General features: G+C 59.9%; 10 protein-coding genes and 1 pseudogene. 4 read left to right on the top strand and 7 right to left on the bottom strand.

The window, feature by feature from the left end; genetic code table 11:
• Nucleotides 1–28: 28 nt before the first annotated feature.
• The 4 genes from ACM6IV_RS00055 to ACM6IV_RS00040 all read right to left on the bottom strand — a co-directional run bounded on the left by ACM6IV_RS00055 (nt 29) and on the right by ACM6IV_RS00040 (nt 7,744).
• The gene (locus ACM6IV_RS00055) at nt 29–3,682 is read right to left on the bottom strand and encodes a Tc toxin subunit A (RefSeq protein ID WP_414868238.1); all 3,654 of its coding nucleotides are present in this window, start codon (nt 3,680–3,682) and stop codon (nt 29–31) included.
• Nucleotides 3,683–3,830: 148 nt separating this feature from the next.
• Nucleotides 3,831–6,416 (bottom strand): hypothetical protein, encoded by a 2,586-nt coding sequence (locus ACM6IV_RS00050; RefSeq protein WP_414868237.1) that lies wholly within the window; start codon nt 6,414–6,416, stop codon nt 3,831–3,833.
• Between the two features lie 353 nt (nt 6,417–6,769).
• Nucleotides 6,770–7,129, bottom strand: coding sequence for a PilZ domain-containing protein (locus ACM6IV_RS00045; protein WP_414868362.1), 360 nt, complete (start codon nt 7,127–7,129; stop codon nt 6,770–6,772).
• 228 nt (nt 7,130–7,357) lie between these two features.
• Nucleotides 7,358–7,744, bottom strand: coding sequence for a tetratricopeptide repeat protein (locus tag ACM6IV_RS00040; protein WP_042560673.1), 387 nt, complete (start codon nt 7,742–7,744; stop codon nt 7,358–7,360).
• Between the two features lie 172 nt (nt 7,745–7,916).
• On the opposite strand from ACM6IV_RS00040, the gene pyk reads away from it, so the two are divergent.
• Nucleotides 7,917–9,368 (top strand): pyruvate kinase, encoded by a 1,452-nt coding sequence (gene pyk, locus ACM6IV_RS00035; protein WP_414868236.1) that lies wholly within the window; start codon nt 7,917–7,919, stop codon nt 9,366–9,368.
• 179 nt (nt 9,369–9,547) lie between these two features.
• Here pyk and ACM6IV_RS00030 read toward each other — a convergent pair whose 3' ends face one another.
• Genes ACM6IV_RS00030 through ACM6IV_RS00020 form a run of 3 tightly spaced genes read right to left on the bottom strand, consistent with a single transcriptional unit; the run spans nt 9,548 to nt 12,361 of the window.
• Nucleotides 9,548–10,297 (bottom strand): enoyl-CoA hydratase-related protein, encoded by a 750-nt coding sequence (locus ACM6IV_RS00030; protein WP_414868235.1) that lies wholly within the window; start codon nt 10,295–10,297, stop codon nt 9,548–9,550.
• Nucleotides 10,298–10,326: 29 nt separating this feature from the next.
• On the bottom strand, nt 10,327–11,262 hold the full coding sequence (locus tag ACM6IV_RS00025) for an iron-sulfur-binding ferredoxin reductase (RefSeq protein WP_414868234.1): 936 nt from the start codon (nt 11,260–11,262) through the stop codon (nt 10,327–10,329).
• Complete coding sequence (locus ACM6IV_RS00020) at nt 11,255–12,361, bottom strand: diguanylate cyclase domain-containing protein (RefSeq protein WP_414868233.1); 1,107 nt, start codon at nt 12,359–12,361, stop codon at nt 11,255–11,257. The genes ACM6IV_RS00025 and ACM6IV_RS00020 overlap by 8 nt, the downstream gene beginning before the upstream one ends.
• Before the next feature lie 576 nt (nt 12,362–12,937).
• Here ACM6IV_RS00020 and ACM6IV_RS00015 point away from each other — a divergent pair.
• From ACM6IV_RS00015 to ACM6IV_RS00005, 3 genes and pseudogenes are all read left to right on the top strand, one after another.
• Nucleotides 12,938–14,461, top strand: a complete 1,524-nt coding sequence (locus tag ACM6IV_RS00015; protein WP_007916251.1) for a fumarate hydratase — start codon at nt 12,938–12,940, stop codon at nt 14,459–14,461.
• Between the two features lie 196 nt (nt 14,462–14,657).
• On the top strand, nt 14,658–19,184 hold the full coding sequence (locus ACM6IV_RS00010) for a SpvB/TcaC N-terminal domain-containing protein (RefSeq protein ID WP_414868232.1): 4,527 nt from the start codon (nt 14,658–14,660) through the stop codon (nt 19,182–19,184).
• Nucleotides 19,181–19,501: pseudogene (locus ACM6IV_RS00005) on the top strand (toxin); the annotation flags it as partial. The gene ACM6IV_RS00010 and the pseudogene ACM6IV_RS00005, both read left to right, overlap by 4 nt.

Here is a 19,501-nt window from a genome sequence, read left to right as displayed (position 1 = left end):
CGGGTTTTAACGCGGCTCGACCGATTTATCACTCCGATGGTTGATCATTGGCGAACGTAATCGGATCGAACTCGATCATCTTGCCGCTCCTGTCGCAAATCGCGCTGACGATGATCTCTGCGGCACTGTCGCTGGAGACAAAAACCCGGGCGAGGCCTTCCTTGTCGGTCCTGACCTGATTAGGACGGATCGAAACGACAGTTCGCTTGTTTGCCTGCCGATGCCCCCAATGGACGATTTCGTCCACCCCGATGTTGTTGTAGTTGTCGCCAAGTTTCGCGTAGAGCTCAATCTCCTGCCCCACGGGAATGAGACCGGATGGCGATGGCGATCTGGACCCCAGAACGAAGTGCAAACTTTCATGATCGGAAATCAGGTCAATGGGTGTGGCATTTTCGGGCTCGAACAGGTCCAGCCAATAGATCGGTGTGTCTCTGCCCATGGTCTTGCCAGGGATGTAAGTCACCTTGACGCTGCCGTTCGTGTCGGTGTAGTCACTGGCAGGGAGGGTGCCCAGGCTTGCGCGGAAATTGACTCTGACACCGCTCAACGCCTCCCCTTCGGCGTCCTTGACGGTGACCGTGTAGACCGCGGTCTGGCCGGAGCCTGCGACGACAGTCGTAGGGTCCACGGTGGATTCGATCGTCACCAATTGCTTGAGATCCGCTGCCGCCTGGACCTGCGGCACCCGTGCTGTGGAAGCGCTGAGCAAGGCCAGTTCAGCGGCGCCGGCATAGGCGGGCCGGTTGTTTGCATCGACCACTTCCGGCAGGTTGCCGATCTCAAAAATCGTCCGCGCATCCATCCCCGTAACGAGGGACAGCTTGCGTACCCGCATCAACGCATCGAGTTGGGTCAAGTTTTTCAGCACCGGCAGGTCCGGACTCAGTTGGCGGAGACATTCACGGACCTCCTGCACGCTCCAGCCGCATATGGCGGCCACCCGGATGGCCGAGACCTCTTGCGCCAGCAGCTTGGCATGCCCTCCCAGCCCGGCGGGAAGTTCATGAGCATCGCGCAAGTAATCGAGCACTTCCTGCTCCGCTTGCGCGCTCGCCCCGATGACCTGGGTCAGCGTCATCAAGCCGTACAAGGTATGCACCGAAAATTCTTCCTCGTCAGGCCGTTCCAGCCAGGCCTCACGCCCGTAATCCAGGAAGGCCTGCAACGCAGCGGCGCTGATGCCCAATGCCGCCGTGACCTCGGCAAGCCGGCGGATTTCAGGCAACCGTCGGGCATCCTTTTCCGAATGGGCGGGACGCCTGCGTTGCGATGGCTCGTCCTCGGGTTCAACCAGGTCGCAGACTTGCCGCAACAGGTCATAAACCGTTGACTGTGCCCAGTTCAATACCGGTATGGCCAGGTCGACACCGACCCCGGCATACACCGCCAGCGTTTCCTTCACCAGCGACACTTGAGCATCGCGGGCATCCAGAAGCACCTTGAGCAGGGCATTGATGATCGCGGCGCGCAAATCTTCCTCCATGCTGCCAAGGGCGTTGTCGACCGCCCATTCGATCCGCTTGCGGGCCTCATCCTGATAAGCTGGCGTCGTCAGCACGCTGGTCAGAACCAGCCCGTCGGCATCGACAACATTCGGCACGCCGTTGACTTCCTTCGCGAGGAAGTGCAGCCAGTCGGACGCCCCGGCGGCAGGAACTCCGGCCATCATTACCGTTGCATGGGTCAGGAGCGCCGTCGGCAGCAACCTGCGGATCTGATCGAAGAATTGCCGATCCGGCTCGGACAGCTGGGACGCGGGCTGCGACGCGGCGACATGTTGCAGCATCCACGTCACGTCCAGCTTGTTATCCCCACACCATTGCACACAGGTCTGCATGGCCCCGATGATGTTCAACACATCCGGTGCAACCTTGTCGCTGGCGTGAATCACCGGGGTGCCCGCCATCCCGCTGAGCCAAGCGTCCCCGCCGAACATAGCGAGCATCAGCACGCCTTCGACGGGGGTGATCCCGAGCAAACGCGGCAAGTGAACCAGACGGTAAAAACTGGAAATGACTGGCAGGCTGCGAGTAAGCATCGCACCGGTGCCATGCGCCCTGGCCACCGTCACCGCCAGGTACTCATAGGTCTGCGGATCGATTGACAGGCCTTCACGCAGTCGCTCGATCGTCAGATCGGGTTGACCCGGTAGTGGCGTCACCGGAAAATCCTTGCCGTCCAGCTGCAAAGGGATGGCGTAGGCCGCGCGACTGTTGAACAGCTGGTCGAATTGCGAAAGCGTCTCCCCACGCCCATAAATCGATAGTTCATCGATAAATACCGCGAAGTCCGCAGCGCTGCAGCTATAGCGATTACGCAGCATCCGAAACAGACCGAGGGCATGTACGACGTTGTCGGTAATCCACCGCCTGGATGTTTCTCCACCCCGCACATCGGCCCTGATCGCAGCAGCGAGCAGCGCATCCACCTGCTCACTCGGCAACTCCAGCCAATTGCACAGGCGAATCATGCGATTCATCCGGTCGAATGCATCCAGGCCCTGCTCTGATCTGATGATCACAGAGAGGCGATGCATAAAAGGATTGTCTGAATCGCCCTCGATAATATCAATGGGTTTATCGGCATCGGCATTGATGTAGAACGAGCCAGAAAGGCCGCTTTGCGATTTTTCAGCCAACCAGGGAAGTAGCGGCGCATTCGGTGAACGCACGGTTGAGAAAGCGCGAATCGATAACAAACGCTCTATTGCAGTTGTATCGAGTTTAGTGCGATCGGCAAAGAAATTGACTTGGGGCAGGTTGGGAACTTGCAGTGCGGTGGTACCAAAGTTTTCCTGACAGAACTTGTTGACAATCTCCGGATCATTGCCAAAGACAGGCCCTGGCTCCGTCAGCAATTTGCGTTGGTAAGGCCCCAACCGCGAAGCATGCGCCAGGGCTCTATCGAAATGTGTCTCGCGAACTTCGGCGCGCAGGAAATACGGATAGGCCAGATCGATTGCCTGGGCAAAATCCCCGACCGAACAATTTTTCAGCCCCGTGATGCCGTCCACCGTGACCCAATGCTGGTAATAAGGCAGACCATTGGGGTAACGCGCCACGATCATGGCGTCCTCGATCTTGTCCTCCGACAAGTTCAGTTGCGCCATGATAAACGCCTCCAGCGCCTTCACGATAATGTCTACCGAGGACAGCGACTGAAACACCGCATTGAAATCGATCTGCTGTTTCTTCACGTCCGTACGACGCAGGTCGATAGCATATTTTTTTGCCGCCTCTGCACTGCGGCAAGGCTCGATCCTGAAGAACAGCCAGCGCAACAGGTCAAGCAGATAAGCCACGGGCGATGCCAGCGATTCCAGTGCATCAACCGGACACATGCGATCAAAGCCTGGGTTGATTAACGTTTCAAACCTCGGACCATCGACCATCGGCACCCGAGTGCTCTGCTCTTGGCTACCGCTGAGTTCTTGTTCGATATACCGGCGGCGCAGGTAGGTCGCCAGGCTGTTGGCGCGGCGCAAATACCGTCGAGCATCCTCGGGACTGACCTTGTACTCCCGGAGCAGGCCTTGTACGCCGCTTTCCACGAGCGGGAAAATCGAACCACCGTCTTCAAGGTAGGTTTCAAGCGCTGACAAACCGGAGGTTTCGGCTATCTGCTTTTCCGGGAATACCTGATGGAACAGTTGCAAGCCGGGAAGGCGCGGTTGAGCCATGATCAGTTTCCTTGAGTCGACAGCAGACCTGAACTGCCTGACGTCAATGCCAGACAATCGATTCGGTGAACCCCATTTGGCGCCGGTTGCCGATCAAGGTCTACTGTCATATCTGACAGGTTTTATAACCGTTCGTCGGACTCTCGACTCAGCGTTTTCCGTCGGAACCACCGCCGACTTCAAACCGCGCACTCTGCACCCAGTCCGACAGCTGACTTGTGCCCCCGCTCAGGGTCTGCCGGAACCGGCACCAGTTACCGCCAACAGGTAATGGCACCGCGGATGCGCCACGCCAGCCCTGCCCGGTGACCGCCAACGGCGCCGTCCACTTCACTTGTGGGTCGTACCAGCTCACGACCTGACCCTCGCCGTCGCGGCCCTGTCCGGCGAAAGACACCGGATCACTGACCCACCGCCCGGGCGCCGGCTCTTCGATGACCGGCTGATAAACGCCCACCACCAGCGCCCGTTCGACAACATCGGACTTCAGGCCCATGCACTGCGCAGTCACCTGCAACACGCCATCGCCATCTGGCAAATCGTGTTGCACGGCTACCGACCAGGTGCCGTCGCTCGACACCACAGCGGTTTGCGTCACGCTGCCCAGTGTCACGTTGATGGTGTCGCCCGCCACGCCAAAACCGGATACCACCGCCCGCCGGCCGATGGACGCCCCGGGCGCCGGGGTTTCGATCGCGGGCATGAGAGGCACCACGTCAAAAGACAGTGGTTCTGAATCGCCTGATTCAAGCAACCTGCCAGCATCCATGAAGGTCTGCAGCGCCCAGAGGATCTGGGGGCCCGTCGGCAACGCCACGTCGACTTCCCAACGGCTCGACCACCAACTGTCGGAGACCACCGGAATATCTCTGACCAACGGTTCGGCGAGCCCGTCCAGAAAGACCGTGACGTGCCCGCCGATCTTGCCTACCCCTTGGAGCCTGGCCGCGCGGGTCACCCTGCCGCCAGGCGTGGGGTGGTTAATGTGCGGCGGCAGCAACACCACTTCAAAATGTCGCAGCGGGCTGCGCTCGGAAAACCGGCCGCGGAGTTTCTGCTGCGCGTCGATGCTGTACCTTCTGAACGCCAGCCCGTCGAGACTGGCAGCCCAATGACCATCTTTGTTCAAGGTGATTTCCGGGCCCAGATCAACCTGAAATTGCGCATCACGCAACTGCAACGTGGCGCCCTTTATTGCGCCGGTGCCGCGGATCACCACATCGCTGCCGACCTCGGCATCGTCGAGCTCCGGGAAGAGGATCAGCGGCTGCCGGACAGGCAATTCAATCGTGAAGGTTCGCGAGGTCGCTTCGGAGGTTTGCCCCGCCGCTTTCTGAGTCACGGTGACGGTGTGCTCAAGGTCCCCGGCGAATTCTTTCTCGCGCTGAAAGGTCCATTTATCAGTTGCCACGTCCGCCTTGAACGTTTCGGGGTCATCACTGAAAGCGACAGTCACCTCGGCGCCGGGCCAGCAGGTGCCGCCGAACACCGGCCTGGTATCCGACACGGGAATCGTGTCCAGACCCGGCGCGAGCGGCGGGATGGTGACAGGCAGCTTTACCCAATTGTTTGGAAGATGATCGCCCAGGACCTGCCTGATATGCACTTCCCGATTGCATGAAGGTCCCCATACCTCAGACGCCCGGCTTGACCAGATACCGTCCCGCACAACCACCGGCGGGGCGGCCGGCGGCTCAAAACCGCCGGGGTGGTAAAGCTGCACGGTAGCCCCGGTATGACCCTTGCCAAAGAAGTTGGGTTGATAATTTTCGTCGGCGCTCAGGTCAAATACATCGGGCATTTCGTACTTGACTTCAAACGAACAGCATTGCGATTCGATCCAGCCGCTGGCGTTGTCGGCGATCTTTTGAATCACCTCCACGCTGTACGTGCCGAATGACCAGTCCGCCGCGGTCGTTTCCCAACTGCCGTTGTCTTTGACAACGGCGTTGGGTGGAGCAGTGCCAGGACCACTTTTTACAACGAACTGCACCTGGGTTTCGAGCAGGGGGTCGTAATGACCGGTGCCGGAGAACCTCGCCGTCCGGACAGCGGGAAACGTGACATCAGGTATTGCCAGCGTCGGCGGGCGAACTCTGAAGCTGATGGCCCTGGAGCGATCGCCTGAGTCATCAAGACTGGAAGTGAGCGCCACAATGCTACGTACGCCAGGCTCGAAATTGACGGGGTCCAAGGCCCATGAATAATCATCAGCGGGAGAGACTTGACCAATAAGATCATCGCGCTGATCGAAATAAACCTTTACCCAGTCGCCACGCACAGAGTTTCGTGGTATCGAACCTTTGACTGAGAGACGGCTTGCATATGTAACGCCTGCTTCCGGGAAATCTATAACCGGAATACCGAGCGGTGCAACTGTGAACTCTATGATGCGACTGTCAACAGAGTTTGACTGACCTTCTAGAACCCGGGCATAAATCCGATTAGTCCCAAAGTTCATATATACGGGCACCATACTCCACGACACTACTTTCATGCCATCCGGATAGTCAGGATCTGGAAAAGGTATGGGGATAGTTGTACCCAGTCCCAGCAATTGGTCTCTGCCATCATCGTTTATCCTTCGGACGGTAATAACGGTACCCATCAACATTCCATTCACCAGCCCGTCTACGCCGACCCGGCGCCTGTAGAGGAGCTGTTGCGGTGAAGGTTGCTTTATCCGAATGACCATGTCGTCTGTCTGTTCAATATCTTGCCGATCATCTGTCATAAGTTTGCCTGCGCAGGTTCGGTGATTTAGCAGAGGTCAGGTCGGACACGTTAGTGGATCACTCGATACCCATGACACCTGTAAAATCTGACAGTCCCGACAGACGGTAGCCCTCCACACGACGCGGACACGTTTCCGCAGGCGAGTATGCTGCGAGATCTGGAGACAAGCCGCGACCTGGCGATGGCGCTCGATCAATTGAGTGGAATGGATGTGTGGCTGGCGGAGAAGGCGCTGGATAACGAGGAGGGAATTGCCGTTACCTGACCTTAAAGATGAGTTATCTGTAATGACGACTTAGCGAGCAAGCTCCCACAAGGGCCGTATTCCACCCGTTGAATTGCAGGGATGAATCAGGCCGACGCCGGCAACGGCTGAAAACTGAAATATTGACGCAGTGCCTCGACCAGTTGCCCATATTCCGGCGGCGGTCGCAGCAGGCTGAACCCGGCGTCGTAATGCAGCGGCGTTGCGTCTTCGTGGCACCACAGACAAGACGCGGTCAGGTCAATTACCTGCTGACAGCGATCGTCAAAGGGAATTTTCAAACGCAGATGAAAATCCACACCGATCATCATCGGCAAGTGGCTGATCAGCATCAGCCCGTCTTCGGACACATTGCCGAGAAAACCGATGGGTTTGTCGGTGACGCTGTTGAATACTCTGAGAAAGTACGGCAACTGATGCCGTTCGATTCGGCGGTCGGTAAACATGCGCAGTTCGCCATGCAAGGCTCCATCACAGAGCCGCACCTGAGCTTCGGAACGCACCGATATTGCCGGCACGCTCTCCCCGCTTCCGGTGTGACAGTCACTACATCGCTGTCACCTTACAACGGCCAGTCGCAGGTGTTGCTCCGGATTCAGAAACGTGGCTGAACCCGGGTTATTCGACTATAGCTCAGCTTGTACACACGGCCAGATTTTGTAGGACAACCACTATCAGAAACGGGTCGGGCGCACCACGGCGGCGGCGCTGCGCGTCGGGTAATGGCCCAGACTCTGCAAGGTTTCCAGACGGGCGCGGGCGCGGTAGGCGTATTCGCTGTTCGGGTACGAAGCAATGATGAACTGGTAGGTTTGCGCCGCGTCGACAAACATTTTCTGCCGTTCCAGGCACTGGCCGCGCATCATCGACACTTCCGGCCACACATACGGGCGGGCGCGACTGGCGCGTTCGACCTTGGACAGTTCGAGCATGACCTGCTCGCAATTGCCGCGATCATAGGCGCTGTAGGCGTTGTTCAAATGATGGTTCATCGACCAACGGGTGCAACCCGTGACGGCGAGGACGCTGAGGGCAAGGGCGGCAATGGGCAACAATCGCATGGGGGTTCTCCTGTCTTGTGTTCTGTATCGACCCCTGGTCGGAAATCTTCAGGCGCGTTTGGCCCAAAGTTGCCGCGTTCAATAAAGAAAACGATAAGTAGTGCAAACGAACAATGACTACACCCTTGGAGCATAGTAGCCTTCGCTGGCGCTTGAACTCAGGAGTCTTTGCATGTCCGTCCGTCGTACCAAAATCGTCGCTACCCTTGGCCCGGCCAGTAACTCGCCGGAAGTTCTCGAACAGCTGATTCTGGCTGGTCTGGACGTTGCCCGTCTGAACTTCTCCCACGGCACCCCCGACGAGCACAAGGCTCGCGCGAAGCTGGTGCGTGACCTCGCCGCCAAACACGGCCGCTTCGTCGCCCTGCTCGGTGACCTGCAAGGCCCGAAAATCCGTATCGCGAAATTCGCCAACAAGAAGATCGAGCTGAAGATCGGTGACCAGTTCACCTTCTCCACCAGCCATCCGTTGACCGAAGGCAACCAGCAAGTGGTCGGCATCGACTACCCGGATCTGGTCAAGGACTGCGGCGTGGGTGACGAGCTGCTGCTCGACGACGGCCGCGTGGTGATGCGCGTTGAAACCGCCACCGCCACCGAACTCCACTGCGTCGTGACCATCGGCGGCCCGCTGTCTGACCATAAAGGCATCAACCGTCGCGGTGGCGGCCTGACCGCACCGGCCCTGACTGAAAAAGACAAGGCCGACATCAAGCTCGCCGCGGAAATGGAAGTCGACTACCTCGCCGTGTCCTTCCCGCGTGACGCTGCCGACATGGAATACGCCCGTCAACTGCGCGACGAAGCCGGCGGCACTGCCTGGCTGGTGGCGAAGATCGAACGCGCCGAAGCCGTGGCCGACGACGAAACCCTCGACGGCCTGATCAAGGCCTCCGACGCGGTAATGGTTGCCCGTGGAGACCTCGGTGTGGAAATCGGCGACGCCGAGCTGGTGGGCATTCAGAAGAAAATCATTCTGCACGCACGCCGCCACAACAAGGCTGTGATCGTCGCGACCCAGATGATGGAGTCGATGATCCAGAACCCGATGCCGACCCGCGCCGAAGTGTCCGACGTGGCCAACGCCGTGCTCGACTACACCGACGCCGTGATGCTCTCGGCCGAATCCGCCGCTGGCCAGTACCCGCTGGAAGCTGTGCAGGCGATGGCACGTATCTGCGTCGGCGCTGAAAAGCACCCGACCGGTAAAACCTCCAGCCACCGTATCGGCAAGGAATTCACCCGCTGCGACGAAAGCATCGCACTGGCGACCATGTACACCGCCAACCACTTCCCGGGCGTCAAAGCGATCATCGCCCTGACCGAAAGTGGCTACACCCCGCTGATCATGTCGCGTATCCGTTCTTCGGTGCCGATCTACGCCTACTCGCCACACCGCGAGACCCAGGCGCGTGCAGCGATGTTCCGTGGCGTGTACACCATTCCGTTCGACCCGGCTTCGCTGGAACCGCACGAAGTCAGCCAGAAGGCGATCGACGAGCTGGTCAAGCGCGGCGTTGTGGAAAAAGGCGACTGGGTCATCCTGACCAAGGGCGACAGCTACCACACCACCGGCGGCACCAACGGCATGAAGATCCTGCACGTGGGTGATCCGCAAGTCTGAGTGACACGCTGAAAAACCAAAGCCCCGGCATGTGAGTGTCGGGGCTTTTTATTTTCTGATCCAGGAAATGTGACGACTGATCCGACGCCATCGCGAGCGGGCTCACTCCTACAGGGGTACGCATTTCAAATGTAGGAGTGAGCCTGCTCGCGATGGCGTCAATCCATACAACAAATATCTCAATGTCGTTTAATAAACCCGGTCAGCGCCGCCAACGCTTCCGGCGAGCGCAGCCTTTGAGTAAACAAGGCGCCCTCCTCTTCGATCACCCTACGGATCAACTCACGATCCGGCGCCTTCATCAATTGCTTGCTGATGCGCACAGCTTCGGTCGGCAATTCGTCAAAACGCAGCGCCATCTCCCGCGCCTTGGCCAACGCCGCATCGCCACTGTCCAATGCTTCGGAGGCAATCCCCCACTGCGCAGCCTGTTCACCGGTAAAGCCTTCGCCCATTAACAGAAGCTCCGCCGCTTTGGCCTGCCCAAGCAAACGCGGCAGAATCAGGCTGGAAGCGAATTCCGGACATAACCCGAGATTGACGAACGGCATGCGCAACCGCGCATCGCGGCTGACGTAAACCAGATCGCAGTGCAGCAACAACGTCGTGCCGATGCCCACCGCCGCGCCCGCCACCGCGGCGATCACCGGTTTGCGGCACTCCAGCAAGTTGAGCATGAAATGAAACACCGGGCTGTCGAGGTCGCTCGGCGGTTGCTGGATGAAGTCGGCGATGTCGTTGCCGGCAGTGAAGCACTCGCTGCTTCCCGTGATCAGAACCGCGTTGATCTCTGGGTCGCCATCGGCCTTTTGCAGCGCCTCAGCGAGGCGGCTGTACATGGCGCGGGTCAGGGCGTTTTTTTTGTCCGGGCGATTGAGGCGCAGGGTCAGCAAACCGCGCTCGCGTTCCAGCAGGATGGCTTCGGTCATGGCGTGTCTCGCGTCTTGAATATCAGCGTTCAACCACGGGACAGGAACTCGTCAGCCAGCAGTTGATTGCGCGGCAATCCGGCCAGGTACAGACGTCGGGCGAAGGCGTCGACGCTGGCCGTCGAGCCGCAGACTAAGGCCAGGGTTTGCCGGGAAACAAGGCGCAGTTGCGCCAAAGCGGCGGCTGACTCGGCCGCTGTCCACAGCTCTATGCTGAGGTTTTCCCGCTGTGCGGCCAGCGCTGCAAGGGGTTTGGCCAGATAGTGCTCACGCGCGTCATGGGCCACGTGAATGATGCGTATCGCGCCCTGGTGATCCTGACGCAAGGCTTCGCGCAGCACACCGAACAACGGACCCAAACCGGTGCCGGCAGCCAGCAGCCAAAGCGGCCGACTATGCCAGTCGGGATCGTAGTGCAGCGCGCCCCCGCGCAGTTCGCCCAGGCGAATCGGGTCGCCGATCTGCAAGTGCCGGGCGGCATCGCTGAACTCGCCGCGCTGACGGCAATCGAGGTGGAACTCGAGAAAGCGGTCTTCTTCCGGCAGGCTCGCCAGGGAATACGGCCGCGCAATCTGCCCGATCCACAACACCAGATGTTGCCCCGCGCTATAGCGCAGCGGCCGTTGCGGCGTCAGACGCAAGCGCAGCACGCTGTCGCTGAGCCAGTCCAGCGCCTCGACCACTGCCGGACGTCCGTCGGTGATCGGGTCAAAGGTGTGCACCTGCAAGTCTTCGACGACCTGGCACTGACAGGCCAGACGCCAGCCTTGCTGACGCTGTTCTGCGCTCAAGGCGTCTGGTCGATTGTCGGCGGGCAGGCCCTGCACGCATTGCACCAGACACGCATGACAGCTACCGGCGCGGCAGCTGTAAGGCACCGCGACGCCGTTCTGATTGAGCGCGTCGAGCAAGTTGCTGCCCGCTGCCACCGACCATTGTCGTTCACCGACGCGAAGTTCAGGCATCGACGTTTTCCCATGCGGCCGCACAACGATTGCGTCCGTCACGCTTGGCCCGATACAAAGCCTGGTCGGCGCGCTGCAAGGCGTCGTCCAGATCATCGCCCAACGTCAACAGCGTCATGCCGGCCGACAGGCTGAGGTTGCGCACCTTCAGGCCGACCAGTTCAACGTCGGTAAAGGCGATACGCAGACGCTCACAGCAAGCGGTCAGCCGTTCAGCATCGCAATCGGGCAGCAGCACCACGAATTCCTCACCACCATAACGCGCCAGCACATCGCCGTCGCGCAGACACGCTTGGGCAACACTGGCGAAGGCCTGCAAGACCTGATCGCCGGCGGCATGACCGTGCAGGTCGTTGATGCGTTTGAAGTGGTCGAGGTCAATCAGTGCGAGGCCGTGGACGATATCGTCGTCCATTGCATTGAGTTCACGCGTGGCCAGGCGCAGAAAATGCCGGCGATTGAACAACCCGGTCAGCTCATCAGTGGCGACCAGGTCCTCGAGCTGGCGCATCATCCCGCGCAGCGTGTCCTGATGCGCCTGCAAGGCAAACCGGCGCTGGCGCTGGCGTTGCCGCGAAACCTGGACGAAGCGTGCGTACAGCACCAGCCACGCCAGCACCATTGCCAGAATGCACACCTGCAATGCCGAGAGCGCCGGCTCACGCAAGCGAAAGTGGTAGCCGTCCCACAACGTGATGGCACAGAAGCTGAAGAACACCAGCAGCGCACAGCGTATGAACGCCCGTCGGCTGAGATGGAACAGGCCGAACAGCAGGATCAGCACGTAGAACACCAGAAAAGCGCCGCGGGCTTCATTCAGATGAGCGATCAGCCAGGTCTGCCAACCGAGACCGATCAACACCTGCGCTTCGGTCAGGCTGGGATCGGCAAAGCGCAGGTTGCGTCCGCTCCAGAACAGCCCGAACAGCACCGACTGGCTGATCACCACCAGCGCACTGCCGATGGCCACCCCACTCAGTGGCTGCTCGTAGTGCCCGGTGAAAAACGCCAGCCACAGCAGCAGCAAAGCCAATCCATAGGTGGCCGCAGCGAGGGCAAAGCGTTTGAGCAAAAGACGTTGAATGGCGTTATGGGTCAATCGTTGACTCACCGTGCGATAAGAGGCTGACCGAGTGTCCTACTCTACAGACCGGCTGCCACTTTAGAGGCGTAGTCGATAAATGACCACCGATTTTCGGGCTCGAAATTTGACGTCAAAAGTGTGGCCTGCGCATACCGCCAAAAGCCCCTCACCCTAGCCCTCTCCCAGAGGGAGAGGGGACTGTCCGTGTTGTTTGTTCGAGATACGCCGACCTGAAATACCGAGCTGAACTCAGGTCTGAACAGCATGAAGATCGCTCCCCCTTTCCTGAGTCGAGCTCAGGTTTGAACAACATGAAGATCAGCTCCCTTTCCCCCTCGCCCCTGGGGGAGAGGGCTGGGGTGAGGGGGTGGATCTTGAACTGCAAACCCGCTGACCGATATTCGCCCACCCATCCGACCAACGAATGACTGCCGGCGCGTGTACGCCCCATCGAGGCGCGGTATACTGCCGCGCCTTTTTAGCGTCGCGCCAGCAGCCCCGGCGTGCCTTGAAAGGTGCTTGCGACCGACCGATGCACCCAAGCCGCAGGCACCTTATTGAATGTTCCCGTCTTTTAGAGGAGCGCGACTCATGACCGTGATCAAGCAAGACGACCTGATTCAGAGCGTTGCCGACGCCCTGCAGTTCATTTCCTATTACCACCCCGTGGATTTCATCCAGGCGATGCACGAAGCCTACCTGCGCGAAGAATCGCCAGCGGCCCGTGACTCGATGGCGCAGATCCTGATCAACTCGCGCATGTGCGCCACCGGCCACCGCCCGATCTGCCAGGACACCGGTATCGTCACCGTGTTCGTGCGCGTCGGTATGGACGTGCGTTGGGATGGCGCCACCATGGGCCTGGACGACATGATCAACGAAGGCGTGCGTCGCGCCTACAACCTGCCGGAAAACGTCCTGCGTGCCTCGATCCTCGCCGACCCGGCGGGCGCTCGGAAAAACACCAAGGACAACACCCCGGCGGTCATCCACTACTCCATCGTCCCGGGCAACACCGTGGAAGTGGACGTAGCGGCCAAGGGCGGCGGTTCCGAGAACAAGTCGAAAATGGCCATGCTCAACCCGTCCGACTCGATCGTTGACTGGGTACTGAAGACCGTTCCGACCATGGGTGCCGGCTGGTGCCCACCGGGCATGCTCGGCATCGGCATCGGTGGCACCGCCGAGAAAGCCGCGGTGATGGCCAAGGAAGTGTTGATGGAGTCCATCGACATCCACGAACTGAAAGCCCGTGGCCCGCAGAACCGCATTGAAGAAATGCGTCTGGAGCTGTTCGAAAAGGTCAACCAGTTGGGCATCGGCGCCCAGGGCCTCGGTGGCCTGACCACCGTGCTCGACGTGAAGATCATGGATTACCCGACTCACGCCGCCTCCTTGCCGGTGTGCATGATCCCCAACTGCGCCGCCACCCGTCACGCGCACTTCGTGCTCGACGGTTCCGGCCCGGCCTCGCTGGAAGCGCCACCGCTGGACGCCTACCCGGAAATCGTCTGGGAAGCCGGCCCGTCGGCCCGCCGCGTCAACCTCGACACCCTGACCCCGGAAGACGTGCAGAGCTGGAAGCCGGGCGAAACCGTCCTGCTCAACGGCAAGATGCTCACCGGTCGCGACGCCGCGCACAAGCGCATGGTCGAGATGCTCAACAAGGGTGAAACCCTGCCGGTGGATCTGAAAGGTCGTTTCATCTACTACGTCGGCCCGGTTGATCCGGTCGGTGACGAAGTGGTGGGTCCGGCTGGCCCGACTACCGCCACGCGCATGGACAAGTTCACCCGGCAGATCCTCGAGCAGACCGGCCTGTTGGGCATGATCGGCAAATCCGAGCGCGGCCCGACCGCCATCGAAGCGATCAAGGACAACAAAGCCGTGTACCTGATGGCTGTCGGCGGCGCCGCTTACCTGGTGGCTCAGGCGATCAAGAAGTCGAAAGTGCTGGCGTTCGCCGAACTGGGCATGGAAGCGATCTACGAGTTCGAGGTCAAGGACATGCCGGTCACCGTTGCGGTCGACAGCAAAGGTGAGTCGGTGCACATCACCGGTCCTGCGATCTGGCAACAGAAAATCAGCGAAAGCCTGGCAGTGGAAGTTCAGTAAGGTTTATCGCTACACATAAAAGGCCGGCCCGTCACATGACGGGCCGGCCTTTTTTATGCCTGATCAACTGACGAAAAAACCTCGCAGAGGCACAAAAATCGATCTGGCGCACCTGTCAGGTTTGACAGGTTACGCCCCGGCTCAAACTTGGTAGCGTCAATCCACCCACGCCACCGTATCTGCACCGGACGCAATCATGGTCGACCAAGAGCTGAGCATCGTCACTCCGTCCATTGCCAAAAGCTCGACGATCGCCACCATCGGCAAGAGCTGGGGAGCCGTCGGCCCGACCGGTGCCGCCACGTTCGAGTTGCCGTTGCCCACGTCCGCCGGGCGTGGCTGGGATCCGCAACTGATGCTGACGTACAGCAATCAGGCCGGCAATGGCCCGTTCGGTATTGGCTGGGGGTTGAACCTGAGCCAGATCAGTCGACGCACCAACAAGGGTGTACCGCGCTATACCGATGACGATGAGATCATCGGTGATGACGGTGAAGAGTGGATGGCCGAGCGCGAGCCTGATGGCACGCTCATCTATCGCGTTGAATCGCAATACGGCGAATTGAGCATCGGACCACACCGCGTGGTGCGTTACTGGCCTCGCGTGGAAAGGGATTTTTCCTTGCGTGAACGCTGGCAGCCGGAGGACGGGTCCGCCCCATTCTGGCTGATCCATGGCGCCGATGGCTCGCTGCGCCTTTACGGCAAAACCGCTGACTCCCGCCGCGAGGAACCAAAGGATCCAGAGCAGCCAGAGGCGCCCCAACGTATCAGCGCCTGGTTGTTGTGCGAAAGCATGAACGCGCACCGCGAACATATTTGCTACGTCTACAAGTGCGATGATCAGGACGCCGATTCAGCAACGGGCTACTCGGCTCAGCGTTATCTGGAGCGGGTGTGCTATGGCAATCTCGACGCCAACGAAGACTTGTATGCCTGGACCGTGGAGGACCCTGCCGGACTTGCCTGGCTTTTCCAGCTCATCTTCGACTATGGCGAGCGCACGGCATTGCTGACTGAAGTCCCGGTTTACGATGGCGATACCTTGCAGCCGTGGCTGCTTCGCCCGGACCCTTTTTCCACCCACGGCCAGGGCTTTGCGATCGGTACGCGCCGGCTCTGTCGACAAATACTGATGTTTCACCACATTCCTGAAGAACCGGGAAATGAACCGACGCTGGTCAGACGCCTGCTGCTGGAATATCACACTCCGCCAAACACCACCCGATGGTCCTACAGTCTGATCAGCGCCGCTCATTATCAGGCTTTCGATGCCTGGGACAGCGTGGAAAACACGCCGCCGGTGGAGTTCGAATACTCCGCCTTCGAGATCAACAAAACACCGACACGCCTGTTTGAAAGGGAGAACCAGCCGGGCATTGAAGACGGCGGGGCCTACCAATGCGTCGATCTTTATGGTGATGGTGTGCCGGGCTTTCTCTGCCGCTATGTCGACGGCTGGCATTACCGCGAACCGGAGCGCGCAGGCTCGGGAGGTGACGCCATCGCCTACGGCCCATGGACGGCGCTGGAGCAGATTCCGCTGACCGATAGCAACCGGGTGGTGAAACAAATGCTCACCGACCTGAGCGGTGACGGACGCCTCGACTGGGTCAGCGCACAGCCGGGTTTGAGCGGCTTTCACGCCATGACCGCGCAGCGCCAGTTCGCCCCCTTCGTCGCCTTCAACAAATTCCCGCTGGAATTTTTCAACACACTGTCGACCCTGGGCGATCTGAGCGGTAACGGTTTGAACTCGCTTACCGTGATTGGCCCGAACTCGGTGCGCCTGTACGCCAACCGCCGCGAAGAAGGTTTCGCCCCCGCTCAGGATGTACCGCACGAGCCGGCAGAAGACCGCCTGCCACTGTTCAGCAACACCCCCAGCGAACTGGTGCTGCTCGGCAATCTGCTGGGCAGCGACATGCCCGAGCTGTGTCGCATCCGCCACAACGAGATCCGCTGCTGGCCCAACCTCGGCCACGGTCGATTTGGCAAAGGGTACAAGATCAGTGACCTGCCCTTCACCTACGAACAATTCGACTCATCGCGGGTACGCCTGGCGGATCTCGATGGCTCCGGCGCACCGGCGCTGATTTACCTGCAATCGGACGGCTTCGATATCTATCTGAATCGGGGTGGCAATGGCCTGGAGCAGATACCGATCAATGTGCCCTGGCCCGAAGGCGTGCGCTATGACCGGTTGTGTCAGGTCAATTTCGCCGACCTGCAAGGGCTGGGCTGTGCCAGCCTGATCCTGACAGTGCCCTATGACAAGCCACGGCACTGGCGTTACGATTTCGTTTCGGCCAAACCGTGGCTGCTGACCGCCAGCAACAACAATATGGGCTGCAGCGCCAGCGTGGTTTACCGCAGTTCGGCCCAGGAATGGCTGGATGAAAAACAGCTGATACGCAAACGCAAACGCCTTCCGGTGTCGCATCTGCCTTTCGCAGTATCGGTGGTGGTCAAGCAGCAACAGCTCGATGAAATCACCGGCAATTGCCTGACGCAGAGCTTCACTTGGCGCGAAGGCGTGTACGACAGCGAAGAGCGCGAGTTCCGCGGCTTCGGCCATTTGCAGCAGACCGACAGCGAAAGCGCCAGCGGCGACGACGATGTCGGTTTCACCGAGCCGGTGCGAGTCTGCACCTGGTTTCATACCGGGCAATCGATGGACCCGCCCCGCGATCAATACTTCAATCAGGACCAAGGTGCCGTCGCGCCGGGCAAGACATTGTTCAGCCTGACGCCCGCCACGGACGCGTTCGATGAACCCATCGACCCGCACAATGCCGACATCGACTACCAGATCCGCCGGGCGCTGGTCGGTTCGGTGGCGCGCATTGAAACCTACGCCGACGCAGAGATGGATGAACCGGGTATTGCCACGCCCTTCGCAGTAGAGGAATTTCGCTACCTGGTGCGCGAGGTGCGAGCGCAACAGCAGTACAGCGCTGCCGTGCTGTTACCGCTGGTGCTGGAAACCATCAGTTATCAATACGACCGGTTCATCGACGATCCCTTGTGCCGTCACGAGATCAACCTGCGCCGGGACCCGTTCGGTGCAGCAACCCAGGCGTTCACGGTGAGCTATGCGCGTCGCCTGACCGCGGAGGATCAGCCGCCCTTCGACGATCCGGATCAACAACAGTGGTGGCGTGACGCGCATGACGAGCAACAGCAGTCGTTTTATCTGGCTGAAAGCCGGGCGCAATACATCGACCGGCTCGATCGGCAGCAATGGCGACTGGGCTTGCCGTATCGGGCGCGTACTAACGCAATGGTTTTGCCAAAAGGCCAACTGCCAAACGGGCTGACCCCGGCACAGGTATCGTTTGAAACGTTCAAGGCTCAGCAGGATTCGGCGCAGTGGCAAACGGCGAGAGTCTTGACCAGCCAGTCCGTGCAGCGCTACTTGAACCTCGCAGGCGAGCCACTGCCCGACGGCGAGGCGACCTTTGAAGCACTGGCCGGGCCACTGGAGCTGGCTCAGTTCGACAAGGTCGCGCTGGCCGCTTACAACGTCGTGCAGCCGCCGATCAACATCCATGAAGAGCTGATCAAGATCGGTTACACGGCCATGGCCCCTCTGTTCGAACCTGCGCGCCCGGCCGATGCTGAGTCCGAACTGTATTCGACGCGTTTCAATTTTGCCGAGTACGCCGGCAGTGAAGAATTCTTCAAAGTCCTGCGCTACCGCGAAACGCCCAGCCACGGTTTTACCACCGCCGAGTACGACGACTACAGTCTGGCGATTACCCGTGTCGAACTGCCCGACCAGTGCAGGTATCTGATCGAATACGACTACCACGCCGTGCAACCGACGCGCATTACCGACCCCAACGACAATATCGAAGAGGCCACCTACGAGCCCTCCGGCCAGCCGTTGGCCACCAGTTTTTATGGCACTGAATACGGCATGGAAGAGGGATTCAAACCGCTCGATAACTACGAGCGTCCAGAAGATCACCGCCCGGATCCGGCGATTGCCGACCCGCACGCTGCCGTGCAGGAAGCCGCCAGTACCCTGCGCAAGGATCTGTTCAGCTGGATGGGTGAAATCCGTGGCCCCACCGATCTGATTGCACAATGGGCTGCCGACGGTTATCTGTTGCCCAGCGGCCATATTCGCGCCAGTGCGCGGCAACAGCATGCGCAGCGCAATACGCTGACCGCGTCGGAACAAGCATTATTCAAGGCGATCAACGCAGCGCATCGCGAACCCGTCCACACCGTGATGCTGAGCGCCGATCAATATCCCGGAAAGGAAATCGCGGCTCAGGTCCAGATCGTCAGGACCTGCGTGGACGGTTTTGGCCGGACACTGCAAACCCAGCAACGGGTTGATCCGGGCATGGCCTACAAGGTGGTCGATGGCGCCCTTGTCGTCGAAGACGGCCAGTATGTCGAAGTGTATGCCGATCCGCGCTGGTGGGTCAGTGGACGGGTCGAGTACAACAACAAGGGGCTGCCGGTTCGTCAGTTCCGGCCGTTTTTTGTCGATGCGCATGGCTACGTGAATGACCAGTCCCTGCGCGAGCTGGGCCATTTCGACCAGGTGTTCTATGACGCCCTTGGACGGCAGATCAAACTGATAAACGCCAAAGGCTACTTCGCCCTTACCGTCTACCACCCGTGGTACCAGACCGACGAAGACTTCAACGACACGGCTCAAGACACTGTCGAACCTTCGCCCGAAAACCTGGCGTCATCGTCGTGAACAACAGCGTGCACTGGCACACGCCGCTGCTCTCGGCCAACGATGGCCGAGGCCTGCCGGTGCGCCAGGTGGCCTACCTGCGTAGCACCGGTGAAGTCACCTCGCTCGTGAACCGTCAGCAGCATGATACGGCCGGGCATTTGGTATCACAGTTCGACCCGCGCCTGTCCATACCCAGCCTGACAACGATTTACCGTCTCGACGGCGAAGCATTGAAAACCAACAGCGTCGACGCCGGCTGGCGCTTGCATTTACCAGGTCTGGCCGGCGAACCGCTGCAACGCTGGGGCGAGGGCGACAACCATTGGCGCACGACG

It is taken from the genome of Pseudomonas sp. IT-347P, assembly GCF_949768005.1.
Lineage (GTDB): Bacteria > Pseudomonadota > Gammaproteobacteria > Pseudomonadales > Pseudomonadaceae > Aquipseudomonas.
This window is presented reverse-complemented; position numbering and strand designations above follow the sequence as displayed.

What these genes read in the sequence shown, in the direction of transcription:
- ACM6IV_RS00055 (WP_414868238.1), bottom strand. Translation starts at nt 3,682, where the DNA reads ATGGCTCAACCGCGCCTTCCCGGCTTGCAACTGTTCCATCAGGTATTC.
- ACM6IV_RS00050 (WP_414868237.1), bottom strand. Translation starts at nt 6,416, where the DNA reads ATGACAGATGATCGGCAAGATATTGAACAGACAGACGACATGGTCATT.
- ACM6IV_RS00045 (WP_414868362.1), bottom strand. Translation starts at nt 7,129, where the DNA reads ATGTTTACCGACCGCCGAATCGAACGGCATCAGTTGCCGTACTTTCTC.
- ACM6IV_RS00040 (WP_042560673.1), bottom strand. Translation starts at nt 7,744, where the DNA reads ATGCGATTGTTGCCCATTGCCGCCCTTGCCCTCAGCGTCCTCGCCGTC.
- pyk (WP_414868236.1), top strand. Translation starts at nt 7,917, where the DNA reads ATGTCCGTCCGTCGTACCAAAATCGTCGCTACCCTTGGCCCGGCCAGT.
- ACM6IV_RS00030 (WP_414868235.1), bottom strand. Translation starts at nt 10,297, where the DNA reads ATGACCGAAGCCATCCTGCTGGAACGCGAGCGCGGTTTGCTGACCCTG.
- ACM6IV_RS00025 (WP_414868234.1), bottom strand. Translation starts at nt 11,262, where the DNA reads ATGCCTGAACTTCGCGTCGGTGAACGACAATGGTCGGTGGCAGCGGGC.
- ACM6IV_RS00015 (WP_007916251.1), top strand. Translation starts at nt 12,938, where the DNA reads ATGACCGTGATCAAGCAAGACGACCTGATTCAGAGCGTTGCCGACGCC.
- ACM6IV_RS00010 (WP_414868232.1), top strand. Translation starts at nt 14,658, where the DNA reads ATGGTCGACCAAGAGCTGAGCATCGTCACTCCGTCCATTGCCAAAAGC.